General features: G+C 75.2%; 24 protein-coding genes and 1 tRNA gene. 13 read left to right on the forward strand and 12 right to left on the reverse strand.

Going from position 1 to position 22,898, the window contains the following annotated elements; translation table 11 throughout:
* Window positions 1-261 precede the first annotated feature (261 nt).
* The 3 genes from ACTJK8_RS25235 (at window position 262) to ACTJK8_RS25245 (ending at window position 2,362) form a co-directional block, all read left to right on the forward strand.
* Entirely contained in the window at window positions 262-1,206 is a 945-nt protein-coding gene (locus ACTJK8_RS25235) for a lysozyme inhibitor LprI family protein (protein ID WP_440762710.1), read from the forward strand.
* A 113-nt stretch (window positions 1,207-1,319) separates the two neighbouring features.
* Window positions 1,320-2,099, forward strand: coding sequence for a hypothetical protein (locus ACTJK8_RS25240; protein ID WP_024830521.1), 780 nt, complete (start codon window positions 1,320-1,322; stop codon window positions 2,097-2,099).
* Window positions 2,096-2,362 (forward strand): hypothetical protein, encoded by a 267-nt coding sequence (locus ACTJK8_RS25245; RefSeq protein ID WP_127991235.1) that lies wholly within the window; start codon window positions 2,096-2,098, stop codon window positions 2,360-2,362. The genes ACTJK8_RS25240 and ACTJK8_RS25245 overlap by 4 nt, the downstream gene beginning before the upstream one ends.
* Window positions 2,363-2,467: 105 nt before the next feature.
* On the opposite strand, the gene ACTJK8_RS25250 is transcribed toward ACTJK8_RS25245, so the two are convergent.
* The 5 genes from ACTJK8_RS25250 to ACTJK8_RS25270 all read right to left on the reverse strand — a co-directional run bounded on the left by ACTJK8_RS25250 (window position 2,468) and on the right by ACTJK8_RS25270 (window position 6,077).
* Window positions 2,468-2,767 carry a hypothetical protein gene (locus ACTJK8_RS25250; protein WP_024830520.1) on the reverse strand — a complete coding sequence of 100 codons (300 nt, stop codon included), beginning with the start codon at window positions 2,765-2,767 and terminating at the stop codon, window positions 2,468-2,470.
* Window positions 2,751-3,878, reverse strand: a complete 1,128-nt coding sequence (locus ACTJK8_RS25255; protein ID WP_440762711.1) for a hypothetical protein — start codon at window positions 3,876-3,878, stop codon at window positions 2,751-2,753. The genes ACTJK8_RS25250 and ACTJK8_RS25255 overlap by 17 nt, the downstream gene beginning before the upstream one ends.
* The gene (locus tag ACTJK8_RS25260) at window positions 3,875-4,288 is read right to left on the reverse strand and encodes a DUF4383 domain-containing protein (protein ID WP_012318451.1); all 414 of its coding nucleotides are present in this window, start codon (window positions 4,286-4,288) and stop codon (window positions 3,875-3,877) included. Before ACTJK8_RS25260 ends, ACTJK8_RS25255 begins: the two co-directional genes overlap by 4 nt.
* Window positions 4,289-4,302: 14 nt before the next feature.
* Window positions 4,303-5,619, reverse strand: coding sequence for an FAD-binding protein (locus tag ACTJK8_RS25265; RefSeq protein WP_440762712.1), 1,317 nt, complete (start codon window positions 5,617-5,619; stop codon window positions 4,303-4,305).
* Window positions 5,620-6,001: 382 nt separating this feature from the next.
* Window positions 6,002-6,077 (reverse strand) — tRNA-Glu (locus ACTJK8_RS25270).
* Window positions 6,078-6,194: 117 nt separating this feature from the next.
* On the opposite strand from ACTJK8_RS25270, the gene cobU reads away from it, so the two are divergent.
* The 5 genes from cobU (at window position 6,195) to ACTJK8_RS25295 (ending at window position 10,520) form a co-directional block, all read left to right on the forward strand.
* Window positions 6,195-6,752 carry a bifunctional adenosylcobinamide kinase/adenosylcobinamide-phosphate guanylyltransferase gene (cobU, locus tag ACTJK8_RS25275; protein ID WP_029359428.1) on the forward strand — a complete coding sequence of 186 codons (558 nt, stop codon included), beginning with the start codon at window positions 6,195-6,197 and terminating at the stop codon, window positions 6,750-6,752.
* The gene (gene cobO / locus ACTJK8_RS25280) at window positions 6,749-7,351 is read left to right on the forward strand and encodes a cob(I)yrinic acid a,c-diamide adenosyltransferase (protein ID WP_029359427.1); all 603 of its coding nucleotides are present in this window, start codon (window positions 6,749-6,751) and stop codon (window positions 7,349-7,351) included. Before cobU ends, cobO begins: the two co-directional genes overlap by 4 nt.
* A gap of 23 nt (window positions 7,352-7,374) precedes the next feature.
* Complete coding sequence (locus ACTJK8_RS25285; protein WP_127991220.1) at window positions 7,375-8,817, forward strand: cobyric acid synthase; 1,443 nt, start codon at window positions 7,375-7,377, stop codon at window positions 8,815-8,817.
* Between the two features lie 78 nt (window positions 8,818-8,895).
* Window positions 8,896-10,242, forward strand: coding sequence for an MFS transporter (locus ACTJK8_RS25290; RefSeq protein ID WP_012318456.1), 1,347 nt, complete (start codon window positions 8,896-8,898; stop codon window positions 10,240-10,242).
* A 101-nt stretch (window positions 10,243-10,343) separates the two neighbouring features.
* Entirely contained in the window at window positions 10,344-10,520 is a 177-nt protein-coding gene (locus ACTJK8_RS25295; protein ID WP_012318457.1) for a hypothetical protein, read from the forward strand.
* 19 nt (window positions 10,521-10,539) lie between these two features.
* On the opposite strand, the gene ACTJK8_RS25300 is transcribed toward ACTJK8_RS25295, so the two are convergent.
* Complete coding sequence (locus tag ACTJK8_RS25300; RefSeq protein ID WP_440762713.1) at window positions 10,540-11,454, reverse strand: NAD(P)-dependent oxidoreductase; 915 nt, start codon at window positions 11,452-11,454, stop codon at window positions 10,540-10,542.
* Window positions 11,455-11,563: 109 nt separating this feature from the next.
* Window positions 11,564-12,559, reverse strand: coding sequence for an adenosylcobinamide-phosphate synthase CbiB (gene cbiB, locus ACTJK8_RS25305; RefSeq protein ID WP_440762714.1), 996 nt, complete (start codon window positions 12,557-12,559; stop codon window positions 11,564-11,566).
* On the opposite strand from cbiB, the gene cobD reads away from it, so the two are divergent.
* Complete coding sequence (gene cobD / locus ACTJK8_RS25310) at window positions 12,551-13,585, forward strand: threonine-phosphate decarboxylase CobD (protein ID WP_076730188.1); 1,035 nt, start codon at window positions 12,551-12,553, stop codon at window positions 13,583-13,585. The two genes, cbiB and cobD, sit on opposite strands and share 9 nt — an antisense overlap.
* Here cobD and ACTJK8_RS25315 read toward each other — a convergent pair.
* Window positions 13,578-14,753: an MFS transporter gene (locus ACTJK8_RS25315; RefSeq protein WP_012318461.1), complete on the reverse strand. Its 1,176-nt coding sequence runs from the start codon at window positions 14,751-14,753 to the stop codon at window positions 13,578-13,580. The two genes, cobD and ACTJK8_RS25315, sit on opposite strands and share 8 nt — an antisense overlap.
* Before the next feature lie 334 nt (window positions 14,754-15,087).
* Between ACTJK8_RS25315 and ACTJK8_RS25320 the strand changes: the two genes are divergently transcribed.
* The 3 genes from ACTJK8_RS25320 (at window position 15,088) to ACTJK8_RS25330 (ending at window position 18,612) form a co-directional block, all read left to right on the forward strand.
* On the forward strand, window positions 15,088-15,279 hold the full coding sequence (locus tag ACTJK8_RS25320; RefSeq protein WP_012318462.1) for a hypothetical protein: 192 nt from the start codon (window positions 15,088-15,090) through the stop codon (window positions 15,277-15,279).
* 276 nt (window positions 15,280-15,555) lie between these two features.
* Entirely contained in the window at window positions 15,556-16,965 is a 1,410-nt protein-coding gene (locus tag ACTJK8_RS25325; RefSeq protein WP_012318463.1) for a malonyl-CoA decarboxylase, read from the forward strand.
* A gap of 117 nt (window positions 16,966-17,082) precedes the next feature.
* Complete coding sequence (locus ACTJK8_RS25330; RefSeq protein ID WP_440762715.1) at window positions 17,083-18,612, forward strand: malonate--CoA ligase; 1,530 nt, start codon at window positions 17,083-17,085, stop codon at window positions 18,610-18,612.
* Window positions 18,613-18,778: 166 nt separating this feature from the next.
* On the opposite strand, the gene ACTJK8_RS25335 is transcribed toward ACTJK8_RS25330, so the two are convergent.
* The 4 genes from ACTJK8_RS25335 to ACTJK8_RS25350 all read right to left on the reverse strand — a co-directional run bounded on the left by ACTJK8_RS25335 (window position 18,779) and on the right by ACTJK8_RS25350 (window position 21,032).
* Window positions 18,779-19,570 carry a hypothetical protein gene (locus ACTJK8_RS25335; RefSeq protein ID WP_182179513.1) on the reverse strand — a complete coding sequence of 264 codons (792 nt, stop codon included), beginning with the start codon at window positions 19,568-19,570 and terminating at the stop codon, window positions 18,779-18,781.
* Between the two features lie 97 nt (window positions 19,571-19,667).
* Window positions 19,668-20,039, reverse strand: a complete 372-nt coding sequence (locus tag ACTJK8_RS25340) for a DUF3618 domain-containing protein (RefSeq protein ID WP_106427818.1) — start codon at window positions 20,037-20,039, stop codon at window positions 19,668-19,670.
* A 5-nt stretch (window positions 20,040-20,044) separates the two neighbouring features.
* Entirely contained in the window at window positions 20,045-20,482 is a 438-nt protein-coding gene (locus ACTJK8_RS25345; RefSeq protein WP_012318467.1) for a phage holin family protein, read from the reverse strand.
* A gap of 4 nt (window positions 20,483-20,486) precedes the next feature.
* Window positions 20,487-21,032, reverse strand: a complete 546-nt coding sequence (locus ACTJK8_RS25350; RefSeq protein ID WP_012318468.1) for a hypothetical protein — start codon at window positions 21,030-21,032, stop codon at window positions 20,487-20,489.
* A 417-nt stretch (window positions 21,033-21,449) separates the two neighbouring features.
* Between ACTJK8_RS25350 and ACTJK8_RS25355 the strand changes: the two genes are divergently transcribed.
* On the forward strand, window positions 21,450-22,871 hold the full coding sequence (locus tag ACTJK8_RS25355; protein ID WP_024830509.1) for an alpha,alpha-trehalose-phosphate synthase (UDP-forming): 1,422 nt from the start codon (window positions 21,450-21,452) through the stop codon (window positions 22,869-22,871).
* The last annotated feature ends 27 nt before the right edge of the window (window positions 22,872-22,898 follow it).

The raw sequence follows: 22,898 nt of genomic DNA on the forward strand, positions 1-22,898 counted from the left end.
CGCGATGGCGCCGCCGCCGCGCCCCCGGCCACCGGCCGCGCCGCAGCTCTGAGACCCTGCGGGGCCGGCGCGGGCGGGCCTCCCGCACCCGTACGGACCGACGCCCGACCGGGACCCGGCCGCGCAGGTCCGCCAAGGCCACGGCAGAACGATGCGAGGGCCGACCCACATGGGATCGATGCGGACCGCGTCCGCCTATCCGGCCGCCCCGTCGACGCGGCGGGCGGCCGCGGTGCAGTCGGGCCCGGATGCGAGGTTCAGATGCGAGGTTCAGATGCACAGTTCAGTGCGGGGCCGGCCGTGACGCGCCTCCTGGCGGCCGCCGTGGCCGCGTCCCTCCTGGCGCCGTCTCCGGCCCGGGCGATCGACTGCCGCAAGGCGGCCAGCCCGCTCGAGCGCATGATCTGCGCCGACGCGGCGCTCCGGAAGGCCGACGCCGCCCTGGGTTCGGCCTATGGCGGACTGCTGCGCGGCACGGACGACGCCGAGATCCGCGCGATGCTGGTCGCCAGCCAGAAGCGCTGGGTGGCGGCCCGGGACACGCGGCTCGGCGACCTGGACGCGGCCGGCGCTCCGTCCGACCCGGCCGACGCGCGCACCGTCGTGCTGGCGGCGATCCGGGCACGGACCAGGGACCTGTCCGGCCGCTCGACGAGCGATCCGGCCCGGCCGCACTGGATCGCGGCGGCGCTGCGGCAGCGGGCCTTCGCGGCGCGGTTCACCGGCGGCCCCTTCGCGGGGTTCGACGCGGCGTGCGACTTCCTGCCCGTCGGGCAGGACCGGGTCTACGGCTGCTTCGGCAGCCGGCGCTACCAGAACGGCGACCGGGTCTGCACGCTGTCCGACGACTGGGCGAGCGGCCACACCACCGAGACGCGCACGGTCGCGCGAGTCGTCGACGGCGCCGCGCGCACGGTCGCGACCTGCACGATCGGCGGGAGCGACGACGCGGAGTGCCCGGGTCCCGGCAACTCCGCCGGCCGCTGGACGCGGCCCGCCGCCCCGGCCGCCGCCGGCGCGGCGGCGCCACCCGCCGGCCCCCGGGCCGTGCTCGACGTCGAGCTGGCCCCGGACGCCGAGGCCGAGACCTGGCTCTCGACCTGCCTGACCGACCCCGCCTACCCGCCGCCCGACCCGGTTCCGGCGGCCCGGACGGGACCGGGGTCGAGCCCGCCCGCGCCTGCGGGCACCCCGAGCGGCCGGTGACGATGAGACCGCACGCCCCCGCGCCCGATCCGGCCCCCGCTCCTGTCCCTGATCCAGCCTCTGGGCCGTCCCGCAGGCGTGGCGTCCGGGTCGCGGCGCTGACGCTCGGCCTGATGCTCGCCGGACCGGCCGCCGCGCAGGACGGGCCGCCGGCGCCGCGGGTCGCCTCCGCCGTGAAGGGCCTGCGCGTCGTGCCCCTCGCCGAGCTGCCGCGGGCCCCGGGCGGGGCGGGCCGCCGGGCCGGCTGCCCGGGCGAGGTCGCCCCGGCGCAGTCCGAGGCGGCGCGAGCCGTGGCCGCCCGGGACTGGTTCGTCCTCGGCGAGGCGGCGCTGGGCCGCTACCGGGCCGTCAGCTTCGCCAGCGACCTGCAGCAGGGGCCGAGCGGCACCTGCTTCGTCGCGGACGGCAATGTCGGCCTCTTCGACGGGGCGCGCCTCGTCGCCCTCGTGTACGGTGCCGGCCGGACCGGCGCGGTCGGCCGCATCGCGGCACGGGCCGGCGGCGTGCGCCTCTGGGACGGCGAGCTGCCGCCCGCCCCGGTGGGCGACCTGACGCTGCGCGCGGACGGCACCCTGTCGCTGGAGCCGCCGGCCAAGGTCGAATCCGTCTGCGGCGGCCGCGGGTCGATCCCCGCCATCCGCGGCCGGCCGATCGACGAGGCCCGGACGGCGCTGATCGCCGCGGGCTGGACGCCGGTGAGGGGCGCGCCGAGCGACGATGCGCGGGAGCGGGATCTCGCCCGGCGCGGCGTGATCGAGGTCGACGGCTGTTCCGGGACCGGCCTCGCCTATTGCAGCTTCCGGTATGCCGGGGCCGCCGGTACGCTCTCGGTGACGACGACGGGCGAGGGCGATCTGCCCGAGGTCCACGAATACGGGATCACGTGCCGATGAGGCGGATCCTGCGGGCGCTGACGCTGATCGCCGCGACGGGCCCGACCGCCGCCGTCGCGGCGCCCGCGCCGCCCTGCGCGGCCGACGCCGAGCGGCAGGCCCTCGCGCTGCTGCGCTTCCGCGGCGACGGCGACGCGCGGGCGACGGTCGATCCCGCTTCCGTCCGGTCCGTCGGCACCGTCGCGTCCCCGGTCGCGACGCGGCGCTTCCGGGGGATCGAGGTGGGGGCAGCATCGACAAGGGCGCGTATCGGATCCGGCTGATCGACGCGCCGATGACCGGGCGCCGCGGGCTGATGGGGCAGGGGATCCTCGAGCGCTCCGATCCCTCCTGAGCACCGCCCGGCGCACGGGCCGCGGGCCTCGTCCTCAGCGCGCGCCGAGGCAGCCGGTCCCGGGCGCCGGCAGGACCAGCCAGGCGCCGCCCGCGTAGAGGCGCCGGACCGCCCCCGGCGCCGCGGGCCGGATCACCAGATACGCGCGGCCGGCCGAGACCAGGGCGCCGTCGTCGGCGGCCGCCAGGGCGGCGGGGTTGCCGAGCGCCACCACGGCCTCCGGCTGGACCGCGAGGGCGGTCAGCGCGGTCACGCCCAGCCACCCGGCGAGCGCCGCCGCGGCGGCGCCGACCGGCAGGCCGCGCCGCGGGCGCCGATCAGTAGTCGTAGGCATGCTCGAACCGGCCCCCCGCGGCCTCCACGGCGCGGATCTGCGCGACGAGCTGCTCCACCGCGGTGTCGTAGCCGACGCGCTGCCAGCCCGGCTCGGACTGGATCGGCATCGCGAACAGCGGCTCGGCCCCCGCGAGGGTGACCGCCCGGCCCGGCGGCAGGAGGACGGTGGTGAGGATCCGGCGGTTGCCGGCGATCTCCAGCACGGTCCGGCCGCGGGCGCCCAGGCCCCGGACGATCTCCGTGAAGGCCCGGTAGCGCGGCGTCTCCATCAGGGCGGCCGGTCCGCCGTCGCCGGCCGGGACGGGGCCGAGGAAGGCGATGCGCGGGTCGGCGGTCGCGTCGCCCGCGTCGAGCCCCGCCACGACGCTGCGGATCGTCAGGCCGGCCGGGTCCATCCCGGCGAGCCACGCGATCCCCCGCGCGTAGGCCCATTTCACCCCGTACTGCAGGGTGAGGGCGCCGCGCCGCTCGACCGCCCGCAGGGACGGCGTGAACGGGACCTCGTGCCAGAGCCGGGCCAGCTCCGCGTCGAACGGGTAGCGGTACCAGGGGGTCTGGCGCAGGAACGCGGCGTAGTCCGCGAGCAGCCGCGCGTTGAACCGGTCCTCGTCCGTGGGCTCGGGCCCCCGCCACCGCGCGGTCAGCGCCCCGACGGTGCGCTCGTAGGCGCCCTGTATCAGCATCTCGGCCGTGAAGCTGAGGCCGATCACGTAGTTGGTGACCTTCTGGCCCGCGGTGACGTCGCCGGTGCGCCCGGCCGCCCGGGTCGCCCCGCACAGGCTCGTCCAGAAGCCGGCAGTGGCCGCCCCGTAGTCGAAGGCCGATTCCGAGGCGGATCGCGTCACCCCGGCGAGGTCCGCGTAGGCGTGGACGATGGCCCATTCGGGGAAGGTCAGGTAGCTGTCGCCGGCCGCGCGCTTGTAGCCGTCGGGGGCGATCCCGAAGCGCGAGCCGCTCCCCGCACGGCCCTGCAGGGCGGGGTCGGGCGCGGCCGCGCAGCCCCCCTCGATCGCCGCGACCGGCAGGGCGCAGGCGAGCGCGAGGAGAGCCAGGCCGGCGGCCGCCCAGCGGGCGCGCCGCCGGCGGCGGCGGGTGGGCCGCGGGCTCACGCCGCGACCGTCGCGGCGCCGCGCCACGGCCACCAGCCGAGCACCACGCCGGCGAGCCCCAGGCACAGGTGCGGGCCGTTCGAGAGGAGCGGGCTGTCCTGAAAACCCTTCAGGAACAGCGACAGGTCGAGGAAGCTCGACCCGGTGAGCACGCCGACGACGCCGTCGAGGAGGTAGATCGCCCCGAAGGCGCGCAGGAAGGTCACGGCGGCCGACCGCGACCACAGCGCGGCGGCGAGCGCCCACAGGCCGGAGGCGAGGTGGAGCGCGTCCTTGTAGACGTCGAGCCGGAACAGGCCGAAGACGCGGCCCTCCGCGTCCCGGAAGGCCGGGACGTAGTCGGTGGCGGCGGCGAACAGCAGGATGGCCGCGAAGGCGAGGGCGGCCGCCCGGGGAAGCGAGACTGTCATGCGGATCCTCGCGCTCAGGCCATGTAGGTCGACCACAGGGCGTTCCGGAACAGCAGTCCCGGATCGTAGCGGCGCTTGGCCGCCACGAAGGTGTCGAGATCGGGATAGGCCCGGGCCATCTGGTCGCGCCGGGCGTGCAGGCGGTAGGGCAGGTAATAGGCCCCGCCGATCGCCACGACGCGCTCGATCAGGGCCTCGGTCATGCGCATCATCGCGGCCTCGTCGCCGGGGGTGAGCCCCTGCGAGAACGACATCACCGCGCCGATGCGCGGGGCCGGCGCGTAGGCCAGCCTCGAATCCGGGTCCGCCGCGACGTAGCGCAGGGTGACGTTGAGGCAGTCGCAGCCCGAGCGCGGGATGGTCTCGCGACAGGCGGCGAGGAACGCGTCGAAGCGCTCGGGCGGGACGAAGTACTCGTGCAGGATGTCGGTGCGGCCAGGGTCGCGCGAGGCGAGGTTGGCCACCGGCTCGTTCATCAGGCTGTTGCGGGTGGCGAGGCCGGGATCCAGGGCCGGGTTGAGCCGGGTCTCGGCGATCCAGCGGGCGCGCTTGCCGAGCTCGCTGCCGACCTGGGCGCGGTAGATCTCCCGCGAGACGGCCGAGAACGCCCCCTGCGCGGCCGCCGCGGGCAGGACCTGCGGCGGGTGCTCGGCCTCCGCGTAGGTGACGAGGATCGCCTCGTCGAAGAACCCGGCCCGCGCCACCGAGAGGCGGCCGTAGGCCATGCGCAGCCGCGCGTCGCGCGCCACCGCCGCCGCGAGGGCCGGGGCGAAGGCGGCGGCCGGCATCACCGCGAAGGTCGGCGTCAGGAGGCGGTTCGGCACCATCTCGACCACGAGGTCGACCAGGACGCCGAACAGGCCGTAGCCGCCCATCGCCAGCCCGAACAGCTCGGCGTTCTCGGTGCGGGAGCAGGTCACGAGGCTGCCGTCGGCCAGGACGAGGCGGAGGGCGCGGACCGTGGAGCCGAACGGGCCGTACGGCGCGGGCCAGCCGTGGGCGTTGACGCTGAAGGTCGAGCCGACCCCGAAATCGCTGTTCGACTGCATCACCGCGGGCGAGAACCCGATCCGGTCGAGCTGCCGGATGACCTGCGCCCAGCGCGCGCCGGCCCCGACCCGGTAGAGGCCGGCGGCGGTGTCGGGCTCGATCGGGCCGCCCTCCAGGGTCACGGCGGTCCCGTCGCGGGCGAGGCTCTGTCCGCCCATGGAGTGGCGGGCGACGCCGACGGCGACCGGCCGCCCGGCGGCGGCGGCGTCCCGGATCTCGGCGCGCACGGCCTCGATCAGGACGTCGGTCGAGCCCGTCGGGAGGACGGCGTGCCGCGTCACCGGGGTCGGGTTGAGGCCGCTCGCGTCGTTCAGGATGGTGCGCGGGGCGGCCNAGCGCGGCGGCCGCCGCGGCGCCGCCGCCCGCGAGGATCCCGCGCCTGCTCGGTCCCGTCCCGGCCATGCCCGCCCTCGATGCCCGCCCTCGATCCGCGCCGATGGGGCGACCGGATCGCCCGCCGGAGAACTCTGCGACGGGTCCGGATCCGGCGGCGTGAGATCGCGCACGGTGCGCCGCCCGCCGGTGCGACGCGGGGCAATCAGCAGCAAGGGCAGGGCGCGGTCAACAGCCCGGTGGCGGACCGTTCCGGCCGTCGCCGGATCTCCAGGACGGAGGCAGCCCGGACGGCGCTCGAACCGGTCTGGACGCTGTTCTTGGACACCCTGGCGCGCCCTACGGGAATCGAACCCGTGTTTTCGCCGTGAAAGGGCGACGTCCTGGACCGCTAGACGAAGGGCGCTCTGGCTGGGCCGGGGTTCTATAGTCGGACCGGAGACGCCCGGCAACCGTCCAGGCGCGGCACAGGTGCCACAGGTCCCGAGTTTGACCGCGCGCCGGGTTGGGGCGATGGAGAGCCATGCCCCAGCCCACCCCTCGCATGACCCTCGTCCTCGGCGGGGCGCGGTCCGGCAAGAGCGCCTACGCGGAAGGGCTGATCGAAGCCTGTCCCGGCCCGTGGCTCTACCTCGCCACCGCCCAGGCCTTCGACGACGAGATGGTCGACCGCATCGCCCAGCACCGCGCGCGGCGCGGCGGCGCTTGGCGCACCCGCGACGTGCCGCTCGCCCTGCCGGAGGCGGTCGCCGAGGCCGAGGGACCGGTCCTGGTGGACTGCCTCACGCTCTGGCTCACCAACCTGATCCTGGCGGAGGCCGACGTGGCGCAGGCGACGGCGCGGCTCCTCGCCGCCTGCGCCGACGCCCCGGGCCCGCTCGTGCTGGTCGGCAACGAAGTCGGGCTCGGGATCGTCCCCGACAACGCCCTCGCCCGGCGCTTCCGCGACGCCGCCGGCCGCCTCCACCAGCAGCTCGCCGCGCGGGCCGACCGGGTCGTGCTCACCGTGGCCGGCCTGCCGCTGCTCGTGAAGCCGCAGCCCCCTCAGACACAAGTCCACCCGACAGGAGCCTCCGCATGAGCGACGACGCCGCGCGCCACCGGGAGAAGATGGAGAAGCGCAAGGCCGTCCAGGACGCCGAGGTGGCCGCCAAGACCCTCGAGAAGGGCCTCCTCCTGGTCCATACCGGCCCCGGCAAGGGCAAGAGCACGGCGGCTCTGGGGCTGATGCTGCGGGCGCTCGGCCGCGGCTGGCGGGTCGGCATGGTGCAGTTCATCAAGGGCGGCTGGGACACGGGCGAGCGCCACGCCGTGGCGGCCTTCGGCGACCGGGTCGCGTGGCACACCCTCGGGGAGGGGTTCACCTGGGAGACCCAGGACAAGGCCCGGGACATCGCCGCCTGCCGCCACGCCTGGGACGTCGCCGCGGGGCTGATGGCCGATCCCACGATCCGCCTGCTCGTCCTCGACGAGCTGAACATCGCGCTGCGCTACGACTATCTCGACCTCGACGCGGTGCTGGCCGCCCTGCGCGCGCGCCGGCCGGACCTGCACGTCGTGGTCACCGGCCGCAACGCCAAGCCGGCCCTGATCGAGGCCGCCGACCTCGTCACCGAGATGGGCAGCGTCAAGCACCACTTCGCCGCCGGCGTGAAGGCGCAGGAAGGGATCGAGTTCTGAGCCCGCCGCGCGCGAAGGCCCTGATGATTCAGGGCACCGGCTCCGATGTCGGCAAGTCGCTGATCGTGGCGGGGCTGGCGCGCGCCTTCACCGAGCGGGGCCTGAGGGTCCGGCCGTTCAAGCCGCAGAACATGTCGAACAACGCCGCCGTCACCGCCGACGGCGGCGAGATCGGCCGGGCGCAGGCGCTCCAGGCCCGCGCCGCCCGGGTGGCGCCCTCCGTGCACATGAACCCGGTCCTGCTGAAGCCGCAGAGCGAGGTCGGCTCCCAGGTGGTGGTGCAGGGCCGGATGGTCGCCACCGTGAAGGCGCGCGACTACCAGGCCTGGAAACCCCGGCTCCTGTCCGCCGTCCTGGACAGCTTCGCGCGCCTCGCGGAAGACGCCGACCTCGTCCTCGTCGAGGGCGCGGGCTCCGCCTCCGAGGTCAACCTGCGCGCGGGCGACATCGCCAATATGGGCTTCGCCCGGGCCACCGACACGCCGGTGGTGCTGGTCGGCGACATCGACCGGGGCGGGGTGATCGCGAGCCTCGTCGGCACGAAGGCGGTGATCGACCCGGAGGACGCCGCGCTGATCGCCGGCTTCCTCGTCAACCGGTTCCGGGGCGATCCGAGCCTGTTCGCCGACGGCATGCGGCTGATCGCCGAGCGCACCGGCTGGGCGGCGCTCGGCCTCGTGCCGCACTTCCCCGGCGCCGCGCGCCTGCCGGCCGAGGACGTGCTGGGCCTCGCCGGCTCGGAAGCGCGCGGACCGGGCTCCGTCACGGTGGCGGTGCCGGTGCTGCCGCGCATCGCCAATTTCGACGATCTCGACCCGCTGCGGGCGGAGCCGGGCGTGTCCGTGGTCCTGGTCCGGCCCGGCACGCCGATCCCCGCCGAGGCCGCCCTCGTGCTGCTGCCGGGCTCGAAGACCACGATCGACGACCTGGAGGCCTTCCGCCAGGAGGGCTGGGACGTCGACCTGCGCGCCCATGTCCGCCGGGGCGGCCGGGTGCTCGGCCTGTGCGGCGGCTACCAGATGCTGGGCAAGAGCCTCGCCGACCCGCACGGGATCGAGGGGGCGCCGCGCACGGTGCCGGGCCTCGGGCTCCTCGACGTCGACACCGTGATGACGCCGGAGAAGCGCCTCGCCGCCGTCACCGGCGCGAGCCTGCCCGACGGCGTGCCGTTCTCCGGCTACGAGATGCATATCGGCGCGACCGCGGGCCCCGACACGGCCCGGCCGCTGCTGCGCCTCGCCGACGGCCGCCGGGACGGGGCGGTCTCGGCGGACGGGCGCGTGGCCGGGACCTACGTCCACGGCCTGTTCGCCGACGACGCCCAGCGGGCGGCCTGGCTCGCGCGCCTCGGCACCCTCTCGGAGGGCGCCGGCTACGAGGCCGGGGTCGAGGCGGCCCTCGACGGCCTCGCGCGACACATCGCGGCCCATGTCGACTGCGACCGCCTCCTGGCGCTTGCCCGGTAGCCGGGGCCTGAGCCAGGGATTACTCCGTGTCATGCCGGCCCCGCCACGAAGGGCCGCACGCGCTCGGAGGAACGCCCCATGCCGCCCACGCCGTCCCCCGCCGGGGAGGATCTCGCCGCGAGCACCGTCCGGACCGTGACCCTGCGGCTGATGCCGCTCCTCGGCCTGCTCTACCTGATCGCCTATATCGACCGGCAGAACGTCTCCTACGCCAAGCTGGAGATGGTCGGCAGCCTCGGCCTCTCCGAGACCGCCTACGGCCTCGGGGCCTCGCTGTTCTTCCTCGGCTACTTCCTGTTCGAGGTGCCGGCCAACGTCTTCCTGGAGCGGGTCGGCGCGCGGATCTGGTTCGCCCGGATCATGATCACCTGGGGGATCGTCACCGTCCTGCTGGGCTTCACCCAGGGCACGGCGATGTTCTACGTGCTGCGCTTCCTGCTCGGCGCCGCGGAGGCCGGCTTCTTCCCCGGCGTGCTGTTCGCCCTCACGCTCTGGTTCCCCCAGACCCACCGGGCGCGGATGATCGGCTGGTTCATGATCGCGAGCGCCGTCGCCAACGCGGTCGGCGCGGCGGTCGGCGGGGCGCTGCTCGGCCTCGACGGGCTGCTCGGCCTCCAGGGCTGGCAATGGGTGTTCCTGGCCACCGGCGCGCCGGCGATCCTCATGGCCGCGGTGGTGCTGTTCGTCCTGCCGGACGGCCCCGAGACCGCGCCCTGGCTGTCGCAGGCCCAGCGCGACTGGCTCGCCCGCACGCTCCGGGCCGAGCGCGAGGACGGCGGCCACGTCGACCACGGCAACCCGTTCGCGGCGCTCCTCGACCGGCGGGTGCTGATGCTCGCCGGGGTCTACGTCTCGCTGCCGCTCGCCGCCTACGGCCTGGGCTACTGGCTGCCGACCGTGGTCAAGGGCTTCGGCGTCTCGAACCTGACCAACGGCTTCCTCAACATCATCCCGTGGATGGCGACGGCCTTCGCCCTGTGGTGGGTGCCGCGCCATGCCGCCCGCACGGGCGCGCAGGGCAACGCGCTGACCTGGCACGTGGTCGGACCGGCCCTGGTCGGGGCGGCGGGCCTCGCGCTCAGCGTCGTCCTGCCGGGCAACGCCGTGAAGTTCGCCTGCCTGTGCGTGGCCGCGGCCGGGACCTTCGCGGCCCAGCCGGTCTTCTGGTCGATGCCCGGGACGTTCCTGCGCGGCGCCTCGGCGGCCGCCGGGATCGCGGCGATCAACTCGGTGGGCAATCTCGGCGGCTTCGTGGCCCAGAACGCCGTGCCCTTCATCCGCGACCAGACCAAGAGCGACCTCGTGCCGATGCTGTTCCTGGCCGCCTGCCTGGCCCTGGGCGCCGGCCTCATGTTCGTGGTCCTCTCGGCCCTGCGGCGGGACGCGGCGCGGCGGTCGGTCCCGGCCGGCGCGCGACCGGCCTGAACACGGGCCGGGTTCGTGCGTTATCCTTCCTCAGGCCGGATTGTCCGGCAGGATGATGCCGACCCGCGCGTCCGCGGGCCATCGTCGAGGAGGGCACCGCGATGAGCCAGGGATTCCCGCTACTGATCCTCGCCTTCGGCACGCTCGGCGGCATCTGGTTCCTGGCCGCCGCGGCCCGGAAGCAGGTCGCCGACGCCAAGGGCAGCCCGGAGCGCTCGAACCTGATCCACCACCACGGCGGCGCGCCGCGGCCGAACATGCCGGGCACCGAGCACTGAGGATCGCGCGGCCGATCCCTCAGCCGGCGGCGATCCGCCGGCAATGCGCGAGGGCGGCGCCGATCAGGTTGTCGCTGGCCTCGGGCGTGCGGAACGCCGAGTGCGCCGACAGGGTGACGTTCGGCAGGCTCGCCAGCAGGTGATCCGCCGGCAGGGGCTCGACCGTGAACACGTCGAGCCCGGCCCGCGCCACGTGGCCGGTGCGCAGGGCCTCGACCAGGGCGGCCTCGTCGAGCACCGCCCCGCGGGCGGTGTTGATCAGCATCGCGCCGGGCTTCATCGCGGCGATCCGCGCGGCCGACAGGAAGCCGCGCGTCGCGTCGGTGAGGAGCAGGTGGAGCGAGACCACGTCGCTCTCGGCGAGCAGGCGGTCGAGGGGGACGAAGTCGACGCCGGGATGGGCCTTCGGGGTCCGGTTCCAGGCGAGCACCCGCATGCCCACGCCCCGGCAGAGGCGCGCCATCTCGGCGGCGATCCCGCCGAACCCGACGAGGCCGACGGTCTTGCCGGTGAGCTGGATCCCCTCCGTGCGCAGCCAGGATCCGACGCGCATCGCCCGGTCCATCTCGGGCAGGCCGCGGGCGGCGGCCCACATCAGCGCGAAGGCGCACTCGGCGACCGCCGTGTCGCCGTAGCCCTTGATGGTGTGGACGGTGACGCCGAGCGCGTCCCGGAGCGCCTCCGGGTCCATGTAGCTGCGGGCGCCGGTGCCGAGGAACACGACGTGCTTCAGGCCCGCGCAGGCCCGGGCCACGTCGAGGGGGAGGGCGGTGTGGTCGATCACCGCGGTCTCGGCGCCGTCGAGGATCGCGGGCAGATCCTGCGGCGCGATGCCGGGATCCGCGTGGATCGCGAAGGGCGGGTCGTCGGGGCGCAGCAGCCGCCGGGCCACTGCCGCCAGAGTCTCGCTGGCATCCACGAACACAGCGCGCATCGGCGTCTCCCTCATCCGGCCCCGTCCGGCCACGATGCGTCCGGTGCGCGGGCCGTGCCAAGGCCCGATCGGGGCATGCCGCCGTCCCGGCGCGCGGAGCGAAGACGGCTCAGCCCGCCAGGGTCAGGCAGAGCCCGAGGAGCGCCAGCACGAGCCCGCCCTGGAGCCAGCAGGCCGTCCGGTAGAGGGTCAGGGCCCGGGCGATGTCGTCGGCCGCGGCCGCGTCCCGGCCGTCGCCCATATGGGCGTCCGGGACGAGGGTGCCGTCGTAGACCCGCGGCCCCGCGAGCCGCAGGCCCAGCGCGCCCGCCATGGCGGATTCGGGCCAGCCGGCATTCGGCGAGCGGTGCCGGCGCGCGTCCCGGGCCATCGCCCGGAGCGCCCCGCGGGCGTCGGCGCCCCGCAGGACCGCCGCCCCGGCGATCAGCAGGCCCGCGAGCCGGGAGGCCGGCAGGTTCACGCCGTCGTCGAGCCGCGCGGCCGCCCAGCCGAAGGCCTCGTAGCGCGGGCTGCGGTGGCCGATCATGCTGTCGGCGGTGTTGATCGCCTTGTAGAGGGCGCCGCCCGGCAGGCCGAGGCAGCCGATCCAGAAGGCCGGCGCCACGATCCCGTCGGAGAAGTTCTCCGCCAGGCTCTCGATCGCGGCCCGGCAGACCGCCGCCTCGTCGAGGCGGTCCGGGTCGCGCCCGACGATCATCGCCACGGCCCGGCGCCCCGCCTCCAGGCCGCCCGCGCGCAGGGCCGTCTCCACGGCGGCGACGTGCTGGTGCAGGCTGCGCTGCGCCGGCAGGCTGGCGCAGATCAGGCCGAGGAGGAGCAGGGCGGAAAGGGGGCCGGCGAGCCCCGCCAGCGCCGCGACGGCGAGGGCGGCCGAGCCGACCGCGGCGAGGAGCAGCGCCAGCGCGAGGCAGCCGGCGCCCCGCCGCCGGCGCGCCGAGCCGCGGTTGAGACCGCGCTCCAGGGCGGCGATCAGCCGGCCGATCCAGGTGACAGGGTGACCGGCCGCCCTGTAGAGCGCGTCGGGATAGCCGGCCGCCGCCTCGATCCCGAGGGCGACGGCGAGGACGGCGAGCGTGTCGGCAAACGTACCGGGCAGATGGACCATTCGGTGTGGAGCGTTCCCGCGCGTGAGGTCGCCCCGATCGCGCATGGCGGCGATCTCGGCGGACTCCGACAAGCCTTTCCCGACGCGCCGGAGCCCTGGCTCGACCTCTCGACGGGGATCAACCCGGTCCCCTATCGCGTGCCCGCACTGGAGGCCAGCGCCTGGACGCGCCTGCCCGAGGCCGCCGAGGTCCGCGCCCTCCGGGAGGCCGCCGCCGCGGCCTACGGCGCGCCGGATGCCGACCACGTCGTGCCCGCGCCCGGCACCCAGATCCTGATCGAGACCCTGCCCCGGCTCCTGGCCCCGACCGAGGTCGCGGTGGTCGGGCCGACCTACGCCGAGCACGCCGCCGCCTGGGCGCGGGCCGGGCACGCGGTGGCGGAGGTCGCGGGCGTCGACGCCCTCGGGCAGGCCCGGGTGGTGGTGCTCGTCGATCCCAACAACCCGGACGGGCGGACCCACCCGCTGGCCGAGCGCCGGGCGCTCGCCGCGGCGCTCGGCCGGCGCGGCGGCCTGCTCGTCGCCGACGAGGCCTTCGCCGACCTGGAGCCGGTGGAGAGCCTGTGCCCGCACGTCGCCGCACCGGACTCGGCGCCGGGCCTCGTGGTGCTGCGCTCCTTCGGCAAGACCTACGGGCTCGCCGGCCTGCGCCTCGGCTTCGCGGTCGCCGAGCCCGGCACGGCGGCCCGGATCGCCGAGGCCCTCGGACCCTGGGCGGTGTCGGGCCCCGCCCTGGCGATCGGGCGCGCGGCCCTGTCGGACGCGGGCTGGCGCGCCGAGGCCGCCCGGGCCCGGGCCGCGGACGCGGGCCGCCTCGACCGGATGATCGCCCGGGCCGGCGGCCGCGTCGTCGGCGGCACGTGCCTGTTCCGGACCGCCGATTTCCCCGACGGGCCGGACCTCTACCGGCGGCTGGCGGCGTCCGGGATCGCGGTGCGGCGCTTCGCCGGGCGCCCGGAGCGCCTGCGCTTCGGCCTGCCGCCCGACAGGGCGGGCTGGTGCCGGCTGTCGCGGGTGCTCAGGTAGGCCGCGCCCCCGGCGGGTGCGGGTCGCGGGCCGCCACGATCACGGCCAGCGCCGAGAAGGCGAGGCCGACCGCGCAGACGCCCGGCCAGCCGACGAGCAGGAAGGCCTGCGAGCCGGCGTAGGCGCCGAGCGCCCCGAACACGAACAGGGTCGTGAACAGCACGGTGTTGATGCGGCCCCGCGCCCCCGGGACCAGCGCGTAGGCCCGCGTCTGGTTGGCGATGAGCGCGCCGTTCATGCCGATGTCGATGAGCAGCACGCCGAGCGCCACCGCGGCGAGCGACCAGGTGCCCCCCGCCCAGAGCACCGCGAAGGAGAGGGCGACCAGCAGGCTGCCGCCGAGGACGACGGGCTTCGCCCCCCGCCGGTCGGTGAAGCGGCCCGAGATCGGCGCCACGAAGGCCCCGCAGACGCCGATCACCCCGAACAGCCCGGCCCCGGCGGCGGTGAGGCCGAAGGGCGGCCCCTCGACCAGCAGGGCCAGGGTCGCCCAGAAGGCGTTGAAGCCCGCGAACAGCAGCGCCTGCGACAGGCTCGCCGTGCGCAGGACCGGCTGGCTGCGGGCGAGGTGGAGGATCGACAGCATCAGGGCGCGGTAGCGCAGCGGGTGCGTCTGCACCGTGTGGGGCAGGGTGGCCCGCGCGATGCCCGCCATGGCGAGCGCCAGCACGGACGCGACCAGGAAGACCGGCCGCCAGCCGAGATGCGCCCCCAGGAAGCCGCTCGCCGTGCGGGCGAGCAGGATGCCGGTGAGGAGCCCGGTCATGACCTGACCGACGATCCGCCCGCGGCTCGCGTCCGGGGCGAGTTCGGCCGCGAACGGGACCGCCTGCTGGGCCGCGCAGGACAGGACCCCGACCACCAGATGGGCGAGCGCGAGGCAGGCGAGGTTCGGGGCGAGGCCCACGGCGAGCAGCGCCAGGGCGAGGCCGAGGCACTGTCCCACGATCAGGGCGCGGCGCGGCAGGGCGTCGCCGAGCGGCACGAGCCCGACGATGCCGAGCCCGTAGCCGACCAGGGCCGTGGTCGGCACCCACAGGGCGGCGCGGTCGCCGAACTCGGCCACGATCAGGCCGAGCAGCGGCTGGTTGTAGTAGATGTTGGCCACGGCCCCGCCGGCGATCAGCGTCAGGCCGAGCCGGGCCTTCGCGTCGAGGGGCGTGGTCACGGCTGGGTCGGGGGCAGGCAGGCACGCCGCCGCGGAAGGGCCATGGTCGGGTCCGTGTGGGGAGGGTGATCGGAGCCGCGAGCGATACGGGCGGAGCGCGCCGCCGGGCAAGCTGCGGCGATGCATCCCTGCCGGCACACCCCGGGGCCCTTCACCGGGGCCGACGGCGCACCATATGCATCAGACGCAGCCGGCGCTGCCCGCATGCCGGCGGGCGCCGCGGACCGGTGCGCCGGGCGACGAGCCTCGCGAGGTTTACGGACCGGACTACGAACGAGAGGGCGGTTTCGTTCCGCGAGAACGGCGCCGGGGCCGCCGCAGCAGGGAGTACGGGATGCCGAACTACCGCGTCGACTTCGCCAAGGAGATCCTCGGGGTGCCGTTCACGATCGGCTCGGTCGCGATCGCGCGGGCCCGCGATCCCGAGCGCGCCCGCCGCGCCGCGGAGCTGCGATTCGCCCGCCAGCACGGCGTCGGCGACTGGCGCGAGCGGGCGGACCTCGCCACGGTGGCCGAGCGGCTCTGACGGCGCGGCCCTGACGGCGCGACCTGACGACCGACCGCCCGGCTCCGTCGTGCGCCCCCCCGTCACACGATCTTCGTGCCGCTCCCGCACCCTGGGAGCCCCGCGTCGGCGACCGGTCAAGCTCTGGTCGCGGCGGCCGCGGCGCCGTAGAATGGCGGGCGGATCGGGACGCCCGGCGGCGTCCGGATCCGCTTCCGCCCGCGCCCGATCGACGAGCCGGCGTCGCGGGGCCGGCCACGTCTCGAATCCGGGTCGACAGGGGTCAGTGCGAAGGTCATGGCGGCGATCTCCTTCTTCGGCGACCTGCTTCAGACCATCAGCGAGCGCGGCCGCGACCTGATCGGGATCGGCCGCGGCGACATGGGATCCCGGGCCAGCGCCGGCGACCTCGTGAAGCTGTGCGAGGACCTGATCTCCCGGCGCGGCGAGGCCTCCGGGGTGGCGCTGGCCCGCCTGATCCTCGACCGCTACGCGAGCTTCGGCCAGGCCGAGCGCCACGCCTTCCTGCGGGCCATCGCCCTCGACTTCGACGCGGACCACGCCGCCGTCGACGAGGCGATCGCCGCCTACCGCGCCGCCCCCTCCCGCGCCCGCCTCGGCAGCCTGCACGAGGCCGCCGAGCCGCGCAGCCAGGAGCTGATCCGCCGCCTCAACCTCGCCCGCGGCGGCACGCTCAGCCTCGTGCGGATGCGCGAGGACCTGTTCGACCTGCGCCGGGCGCTGCGCGCCGGCGACGAGGCCGACCCGGCCCTGATGGACGCCGTCGACAGCCTCGACTGCGACTTCGAGCACCTGTTCGCCTCGTGGTTCAACCGCGGCTTCCTGGTGCTGCGCCACATCGACTGGACGACGCCGGCGCACATCCTGGAGAAGATCATCCGCTACGAGGCGGTGCACGCCATCTCCGGCTGGGACGACCTGCGCGCCCGCATCGAGCCGCCGGACCGGCGCTGCTTCGCGTTCTTCCACCCGGCGCTCGCCGACGAGCCGCTGATCTTCGTGGAGGTGGCGCTCACCGACCAGATCGCCCCGGCGATCGCCCCGATCCTGTCGCAGGAGCGCAAGCCGCTGCAGCCGCACGCCGCCACCACGGCGGTGTTCTACTCGATCTCGAACTGCCAGAAGGGCCTCGCCGGCGTCACCTTCGGCAACTTCCTGATCAAGCAGGTGGTCGAGGACCTGACCCGCGAGGTCCCGACGCTCAAGACCTTCGTGACGCTCTCGCCGGTGCCGGGCTTCGCCGCGTGGCTGGCGCGGGAGCGCCGGGCCGACAGCCCGCAGGGCCTGCTGCCCGAGGATGTCGAGACCCTGCGGGCGCTGGACGACCCGGCCTGGCCGGCCGACAAGGCCCGGGCCGAGACGGTGCGCCGGGCGCTGATCCCGGCGGCAGCCGCCTATTTCCTGCGCGCCAAGAACGAGCGCGGGCGCCCCCTCGACCCGGTGGCCCGGTTCCATCTCGGCAACGGCGCGCGCCTCGACCGGATCAACTTCCTGGGCGACACGTCCAAGAAGGGGCTGGCCCAGTCCCACGGCCTGATGGTCAACTACCTGTACGACCTCGCCGCCATCGAGCGGAACCACGAGACCTACGCCAATCTCGGCACCGTGGTGGCGGCCCCGGCGGTGACCCGGGAGCTGCGCGCCAAGCTGCCGCCGCCCCGGGCCGTGGTGCTCGCCGAGGCGTAGGGACCCGGCTCTCCGGGCCGCACGGACGGCGGGCCGCCGCGGAAAGGGCTCGCCGAGTGGGCCTCCGGGCGGCTATGGGTGCGCGCGACCCACAGCCCGTGATAGCCCAGCCTCACGATGACGAACCACCTCTTCTCCCTGGTGCGGGACGGCGCCTCCGATCCCGCCAAGACCGCGCTCGAGACGCCGGACGGGCGCCGCTACGCTTACGCGGACCTGATCGCCCGCTCCGGCGCCTACGCGGCGGCCCTGCGGGCCGCGGGCGTCGCGCCCGGCGACCGGGTGGCCGTGCAGGTCGAGAAGAGCCCCGAGGTGATCTTCCTGTATCTCGGCGCGGTCCGGGCCGGCGCCGTGTTCCTGCCGCTCAACACCGCCTACACCCCGGCGGAGATCGGCTACTTCCTGGGCGATGCCGAGCCCACCGTGTTCGTCTGCGACCCGGGCCGGCGCGACGCCCTGACCGAGGCCGCCGCCGGCGTCCGGCAGATCTGGACCCTCGACGCGGCGGGCGGCGGCAGCGCCGCCGAGGCCGCCAACCGGGCCGGGGACGGGGCCGCCGATGCGGGCGCCGCCTTCGCGGACGTGCCCCGGGGCCCGGAGGACCTCGCGGCGATCCTCTACACCTCGGGCACGACCGGGCGCTCGAAGGGCGCCATGCTGACCCACGACAACCTCGCGTCGAACGCCCGGACGCTGGTCGACTCCTGGCGCTTCACCGCCGACGACGTGCTGATCCACGCCCTGCCGGTGTTCCACACCCACGGCCTGTTCGTGGCGACCAACACGGTGCTGGCGAGCGGCGGATCCATGCTGTTCCTGCCCCGGCTCGACCCGAAGCTGATCCTGAGCCTGATGCCGCGGGCCAGCGTGCTCATGGGCGTGCCGACCTTCTACACCCGGCTCCTCAAGGAGCCGGGCCTGACGCCGGAGGCGGCCAGGGGCATGCGCCTGTTCGTGTCGGGCTCGGCGCCGCTGCTCGCCGAGACCCATCGCGAATGGCAGGCCCGCACCGGCCACGCCATCCTCGAGCGCTACGGCATGACCGAGACCAACATGAGCACCTCGAACCCCTACGCGGGGGACCGGGTCGCCGGCACGGTCGGCTTCCCCCTGCCGGGCGTGTCCCTGCGGGTGGTCGATCCCGAGACCGGCGCGGCCCTCGCGCCCGACGCGGTCGGCATGATCGAGGTGAAGGGCCCGAACGTGTTCCAGGGCTACTGGCGCATGCCCGAGAAGACCGCGGCCGAGTTCCGGGCCGACGGGTTCTTCATCACCGGCGACCTCGGCAAGGTCGACGGCCGGGGCTACGTCCACATCGTCGGGCGCGGCAAGGACCTGATCATCTCGGGGGGCTTCAACGTCTACCCGAAGGAGGTCGAGACCGAGATCGACGCGCTGCCGGGCGTGGTCGAGTCCGCCGTGATCGGCCTGGCGCACCCGGATTTCGGCGAGGCCGTCACCGCCGTGGTGGTGGGCGGCGCCGGCTGCCCCGACGAGGCCGGCGTGCAGGCCGCCCTGGAGGGCCGCCTCGCCCGGTTCAAGTGCCCCAAGCGCGTCCTGTTCGTGGACGAGCTGCCGCGCAACACCATGGGCAAGGTCCAGAAGAACCTGCTCCGCGAGGCGCACGCGGGTCTGTACCGGGCCTGACGATCCGGCCGTCGGCGCCAGGGCCGACGAAGCTCGGTCCCTGGGCCCGCCGTCCCCGCGCGCCGGGGCGGGAAGCCGGCCGCCGCGATCCCCGGCGCGCGGCGCCCCGGGTCGCTCCCGCTCCGCCCGNGGGAGCGACCCGCCGGCGCCTGGACCGGGACCCGGATCAGAGATTGTGCTGCGTCCGCTCGCCCTCCGGCGGCTTGTGCCCCTCCGGATCGGCCACCTTGCGCGCGGCGGCGTTGAGGTTGTCCGGATCGAGGGCGGTCTGGACGAACTCCCGGCCGATATTGGTCACCTCACGGGCGTAGCGCAGGCCCTGGTCGCGGACCTCGTCGGCCCAGGGGCCGATGCTCCGGTCCTCCTGGCGGGTGCGCGGCAGCAGCGCGCCGAGGAGCAGGCCGGCGGCCACGCCGACCACGCCGACGAGGAGCGGATTGTCGTCCACGAAGCGCTCGACGGCGGTGCGCCCGCGGTTGATCCCCGCGATCCCCTGGTTGGTCAGGTCGTCCAGCGCCCGCATGTTGCGGCGATGGAGGGCGCCGGCCCGCTCCCGGGCATCGTCGTAGGCCGCGGAGGCGCGGTCGCGGGCCTGGTCGGCCGCCCCGCCGAGGCGGTCGTTGATGTCGTCGGCGAGGCCCGACACGGTGCGGCGCGCCTGTCCGGCGAGCTCGGTGGCCCGGTCGCCCGCCGCCCGGATGCCGTCTTTCGCGGCCGCGGCGGCGTCGTGCCCGGCCGCGTCGTGCGAGCCCGTCGCCGCGCCGGACTGGAGCGGGTCGTGCAGGCCGCGCGGGTCCGGCCGGAGGGTGAAGTCGCCCGCGGCCGTGCCGGGCGCGCCCGGGTCGCCGAGGCCGGTCGGGTCCGGCCGCAGGCTCTTGTCGCCGCCGCCGTGCGGCATGCCCGCCTCGGCGGCGAGCTGCTCGGGGGTGCTGGAAGGGGTACCCGGCTTGTCGGTCATGGCGCTGTCCTCAAATGTCGGTCTCGGCGGCCCGCCTTCGGCGCCGGTCCGCCCGGGCGCGCGAGGTGTCTCGTCCCGGATCCGGACGGGTCGGTCCTCAGATCTCGGTCGTGTCCAGCGGATCGCGGGCCGGGCGGACCGTCGGGAGGTCGGGGTCGTAGCCGCGGGCCGCGCCGGTGTTCAGGGTGGGCACGCGCTCGGCCGAGACCTCGGTGCGGCGGCGCTGGGCGTCGCGGGCCATCCGGTTGAACAGCAGGCCGACGCCCGCCGCGATCAGCAGCACCGGCACCGGGTTGCGGCGCACCGCCTCCAGGGCCGAATCGTAGGTGGTGTTCAGGGCCGGCACCCGCCGGGCATTGCCCAGCATCTCGTCCACCAGGTTCGGCACCGAGAGCCGCCCCTGGATGCGGTCGATCGTGTCGTCGAGCCGGGCACGGCTCTCCTCGATCTCCTTCTCGAGGTCGTTCATCGTACTCATCCGGACACGCGCTCCGACAGGGCCTGGGCATCCTGGCGGACCTGGCGCGTCGTGCGCGTCGGGGCCAGGGTCGAGAGGGAGAGGACGCTGCGCGCCCACAGGGCCATCCCGAGGGCGAGGAGCAGCAGCACGCCGCCGACGATCAGGGCCGAGAGCCACTCGGAGCCCACGATGGTGGCGAGCCACTTCACGAAGGCGCCGATCAGGACCAGCAGGGCGACCACGGCGAACACCGCCGAGCCGACCATGCAGGCGAGGCCGACGATGAGCTGGCGGACGTTGCCGGCCATCTCGGCCCGGAACAGCGCGATCTCCTTGCGGGCGAGCTCGTTGGTCTCGCGCAGGGCGTCGCCGATCAGGCTCTGGATGCTGGAGGGGCCGGCGGAGGGGCCCGTGGACGGGCCCGCCTGGCGCGGGTCGGAGCCGTGGGTCATGGCGTCAGGCCCGGAAGCTGTCGCGGGCGTCGCCGTCCGGCGCCTCCGGCGGCAGGCTGGAGGACTTGATGAAGCGGGCGGCGATCAGCCCGGCCACGAAGGTCCCCACCGCCACGGCGACCGGCGCGCGCCGGGCGAAGGACTCGGCCTCGCTGTAGAACTCGCCGAGGCTGCGGCGCTCGATCGAGGAGCCGAGCTGCTCCAGCCCGTCGGCGGCGCTGTCGAAGAAGGCGCGGACGTTCGGCTTGTCGCCGAGGTCGCGGCCGGAATTGCGGATCGTCTGGGCGAGGTCGTGGACCGACTGCGCGGCATCGCTCTTGCGCTGCTCGACGTAGCTCTGCGCCTGCAGCCGGGCCGCGTCGAGCAGGCCGCGCCCGCGCTCGGCCGCCACGTCGGCGAGCCCCTCGACGTCGCCCTGCAGGGCCCGCCACTGCGCGCGCTCCTCCGCGGCGGTGTGCGGCGCGTGGTGCGGCGCGTCGTGCGGCCCCTCGCGGTGCGGATCCGCGATCGGGTCCACGGGGGTGCCTTGCGGTAACTCGTTGCCGGCCATCTCGAAAACACTCCTCGCGGCGCGGGGACGGGGCCGCTCGCGGCGACCGCGGGCCCCGCGATGGCTGAGTAACCGACTCGGCTGTCGCGGGTTCCGGCCTCCGTGCGTCCTTCCGGTGCGCGCGCCGGGTCCGGGGCGGCGCGCGGCACCGCTCAGTCCCCGTTCAGGCAAGGTCTGCCAGAACCGCCACGCTCGCACGACGCTCGCCCGGGGCGCCCGGTCGGGACGGAGCGGTCGCCCTGTCCCGGAACGGCAGGGCCTCGACTTGACCCGCGCCCGGCTTCACGCTTGGGTTGCCGGACGACCAACAAAGGATCGCGCAGGGACTCCGCGCGTTCTGACATAGTAGTGATGTCCCGATGCAGGCGCGGCGAGATCCTCGACCCGACCCGCGCCCCTGATCCGGAGTCGACCCGCGTGGCACGCCTTGTGATCGTATCGAACCGCGTCGCCGTCCCGGAAGAGGGCGGCAAGGCGGTGGCGGCGGGCGGCCTCGCCGTCGCGGTCAAGGAGGCCTTCACGGCCTACGAGGGTCTGTGGTTCGGCTGGAGCGGCACCATCACGGACGAGCCGTCCGAGGAGCCGACGCTGATCGACCGGGGCCGGGTCCAGTACGCCGTCGTCGACCTCTCGCCGCAGGACCACCTGGAATACTACGCCGGCTTCGCGAATCGGGCCCTGTGGCCGATCATGCACTACCGGCTCGGGCTCGGCGCCTTCTCGCGCTCGGACTACGCCGGCTACAGCCGCGTGAACCGGACCTTCGCCCGAGCGCTGGCCAAGCTGGTCGAGCCCGACGACATCATCTGGGTCCACGACTACCACCTGCTGCCGCTCGCCGCCGAGCTGCGCGGCCTCGGGCTCGACAACCCGATCGGCTACTTCCACCACATCCCCTGGCCCGCCGCCGACGTGTTCAACTCGCTGCCGGCGAGCGGCGAGCTCCTGCGCGCCATCGTCGATTACGACCTGATCGGCCTGCAGACCGAGGCGGACGTCCAGAACCTGCAGCGCAACCTCGTCGACACCCAGCGGGCGATCCCGCTCGGCGGCGGCTCGCTGATGGTCGACGGCCGCCGGACCCGGATCCGCGCCTTCCCGATCGGCATCGACGTGGCGGGCTTCAAGGAGGCCGCCGAGAAGGCCAACGCCAACAAGGTCGTGCGCGAGACCATCGCGGGCCTGCGGACCCGCAAGCTGCTGATCGGCGTCGACCGGCTCGACTATTCCAAGGGCGTGCCCGAGCGGATGGAGGCGGTGGAGAGCTTCTTCGCCTCGAACCCCGACCAGCGCGGCAACGTCACCTACATCCAGATCACGCCGAAATCCCGCAGCGAGGTGCCGGAATACGAGCAGCTCGCCCGCGAGGTGAACGAGAAGGTCGGCGAGATCAACGGCTCGCTGGGCGACCCGGCCTGGACACCGATCCAGTACATCACCAAGGCCTATCCCCGCCCGGTGCTGGCCGGCCTCTACCGGGCCGCGCGGGTCGGCCTCGTCACGCCGATGCGCGACGGCATGAACCTCGTCGCCAAGGAGTACGTCGTCGCCCAGTCCGAGGATGATCCGGGCGTGCTGGTCCTGTCGAAATTCGCCGGGGCGGCCCGGCAGCTGCCGGAGGCGCTGCTGATCAACCCCTACGACCGGTTCGAGGTCGCCGAGGCGATCCGGGCCGCGCTCTACATGCCCAAGGCCGAGCGGCTGGCGCGCTGGAAGCCGATGGTCGAGCGCATGACCCGCGAGGACGTCGACTGGTGGGCGCGCAACTTCCTGGCGGAACTCGAGAATTTCCGCACGATCGAGCGCGAGCCGCCCACCGCCGCGGCGGCCGCCGAATAGCCGGCGCCGCCCGCTGCTTCCGCCCGC

It is taken from the genome of Methylobacterium sp. 22177 (assembly GCF_052045615.1).
Taxonomy (GTDB): domain Bacteria; phylum Pseudomonadota; class Alphaproteobacteria; order Rhizobiales; family Beijerinckiaceae; genus Methylobacterium; species Methylobacterium radiotolerans.

Bases quoted from the DNA above. Each gene is read 5' to 3' on its own strand.
- ACTJK8_RS25235 (WP_440762710.1), top strand. From the start codon at position 262: ATGCGAGGTTCAGATGCACAGTTCAGTGCGGGGCCGGCCGTGACGCGC.
- ACTJK8_RS25240 (WP_024830521.1), top strand. From the start codon at position 1,320: ATGCTCGCCGGACCGGCCGCCGCGCAGGACGGGCCGCCGGCGCCGCGG.
- ACTJK8_RS25245 (WP_127991235.1), top strand. From the start codon at position 2,096: ATGAGGCGGATCCTGCGGGCGCTGACGCTGATCGCCGCGACGGGCCCG.
- ACTJK8_RS25250 (WP_024830520.1), bottom strand. From the start codon at position 2,767: ATGCCTACGACTACTGATCGGCGCCCGCGGCGCGGCCTGCCGGTCGGC.
- ACTJK8_RS25260 (WP_012318451.1), bottom strand. From the start codon at position 4,288: ATGACAGTCTCGCTTCCCCGGGCGGCCGCCCTCGCCTTCGCGGCCATC.
- cobU (WP_029359428.1), top strand. From the start codon at position 6,195: ATGCCCCAGCCCACCCCTCGCATGACCCTCGTCCTCGGCGGGGCGCGG.
- cobO (WP_029359427.1), top strand. From the start codon at position 6,749: ATGAGCGACGACGCCGCGCGCCACCGGGAGAAGATGGAGAAGCGCAAG.
- ACTJK8_RS25285 (WP_127991220.1), top strand. From the start codon at position 7,375: ATGATTCAGGGCACCGGCTCCGATGTCGGCAAGTCGCTGATCGTGGCG.
- ACTJK8_RS25290 (WP_012318456.1), top strand. From the start codon at position 8,896: ATGCCGCCCACGCCGTCCCCCGCCGGGGAGGATCTCGCCGCGAGCACC.
- ACTJK8_RS25295 (WP_012318457.1), top strand. From the start codon at position 10,344: ATGAGCCAGGGATTCCCGCTACTGATCCTCGCCTTCGGCACGCTCGGC.
- ACTJK8_RS25300 (WP_440762713.1), bottom strand. From the start codon at position 11,454: ATGCGCGCTGTGTTCGTGGATGCCAGCGAGACTCTGGCGGCAGTGGCC.
- cobD (WP_076730188.1), top strand. From the start codon at position 12,551: ATGGACCATTCGGTGTGGAGCGTTCCCGCGCGTGAGGTCGCCCCGATC.
- cbiB (WP_440762714.1), bottom strand. From the start codon at position 12,559: ATGGTCCATCTGCCCGGTACGTTTGCCGACACGCTCGCCGTCCTCGCC.
- ACTJK8_RS25320 (WP_012318462.1), top strand. From the start codon at position 15,088: ATGCCGAACTACCGCGTCGACTTCGCCAAGGAGATCCTCGGGGTGCCG.
- ACTJK8_RS25325 (WP_012318463.1), top strand. From the start codon at position 15,556: ATGGCGGCGATCTCCTTCTTCGGCGACCTGCTTCAGACCATCAGCGAG.
- ACTJK8_RS25330 (WP_440762715.1), top strand. From the start codon at position 17,083: ATGACGAACCACCTCTTCTCCCTGGTGCGGGACGGCGCCTCCGATCCC.
- ACTJK8_RS25335 (WP_182179513.1), bottom strand. From the start codon at position 19,570: ATGACCGACAAGCCGGGTACCCCTTCCAGCACCCCCGAGCAGCTCGCC.
- ACTJK8_RS25340 (WP_106427818.1), bottom strand. From the start codon at position 20,039: ATGAACGACCTCGAGAAGGAGATCGAGGAGAGCCGTGCCCGGCTCGAC.
- ACTJK8_RS25345 (WP_012318467.1), bottom strand. From the start codon at position 20,482: ATGACCCACGGCTCCGACCCGCGCCAGGCGGGCCCGTCCACGGGCCCC.
- ACTJK8_RS25350 (WP_012318468.1), bottom strand. From the start codon at position 21,032: ATGGCCGGCAACGAGTTACCGCAAGGCACCCCCGTGGACCCGATCGCG.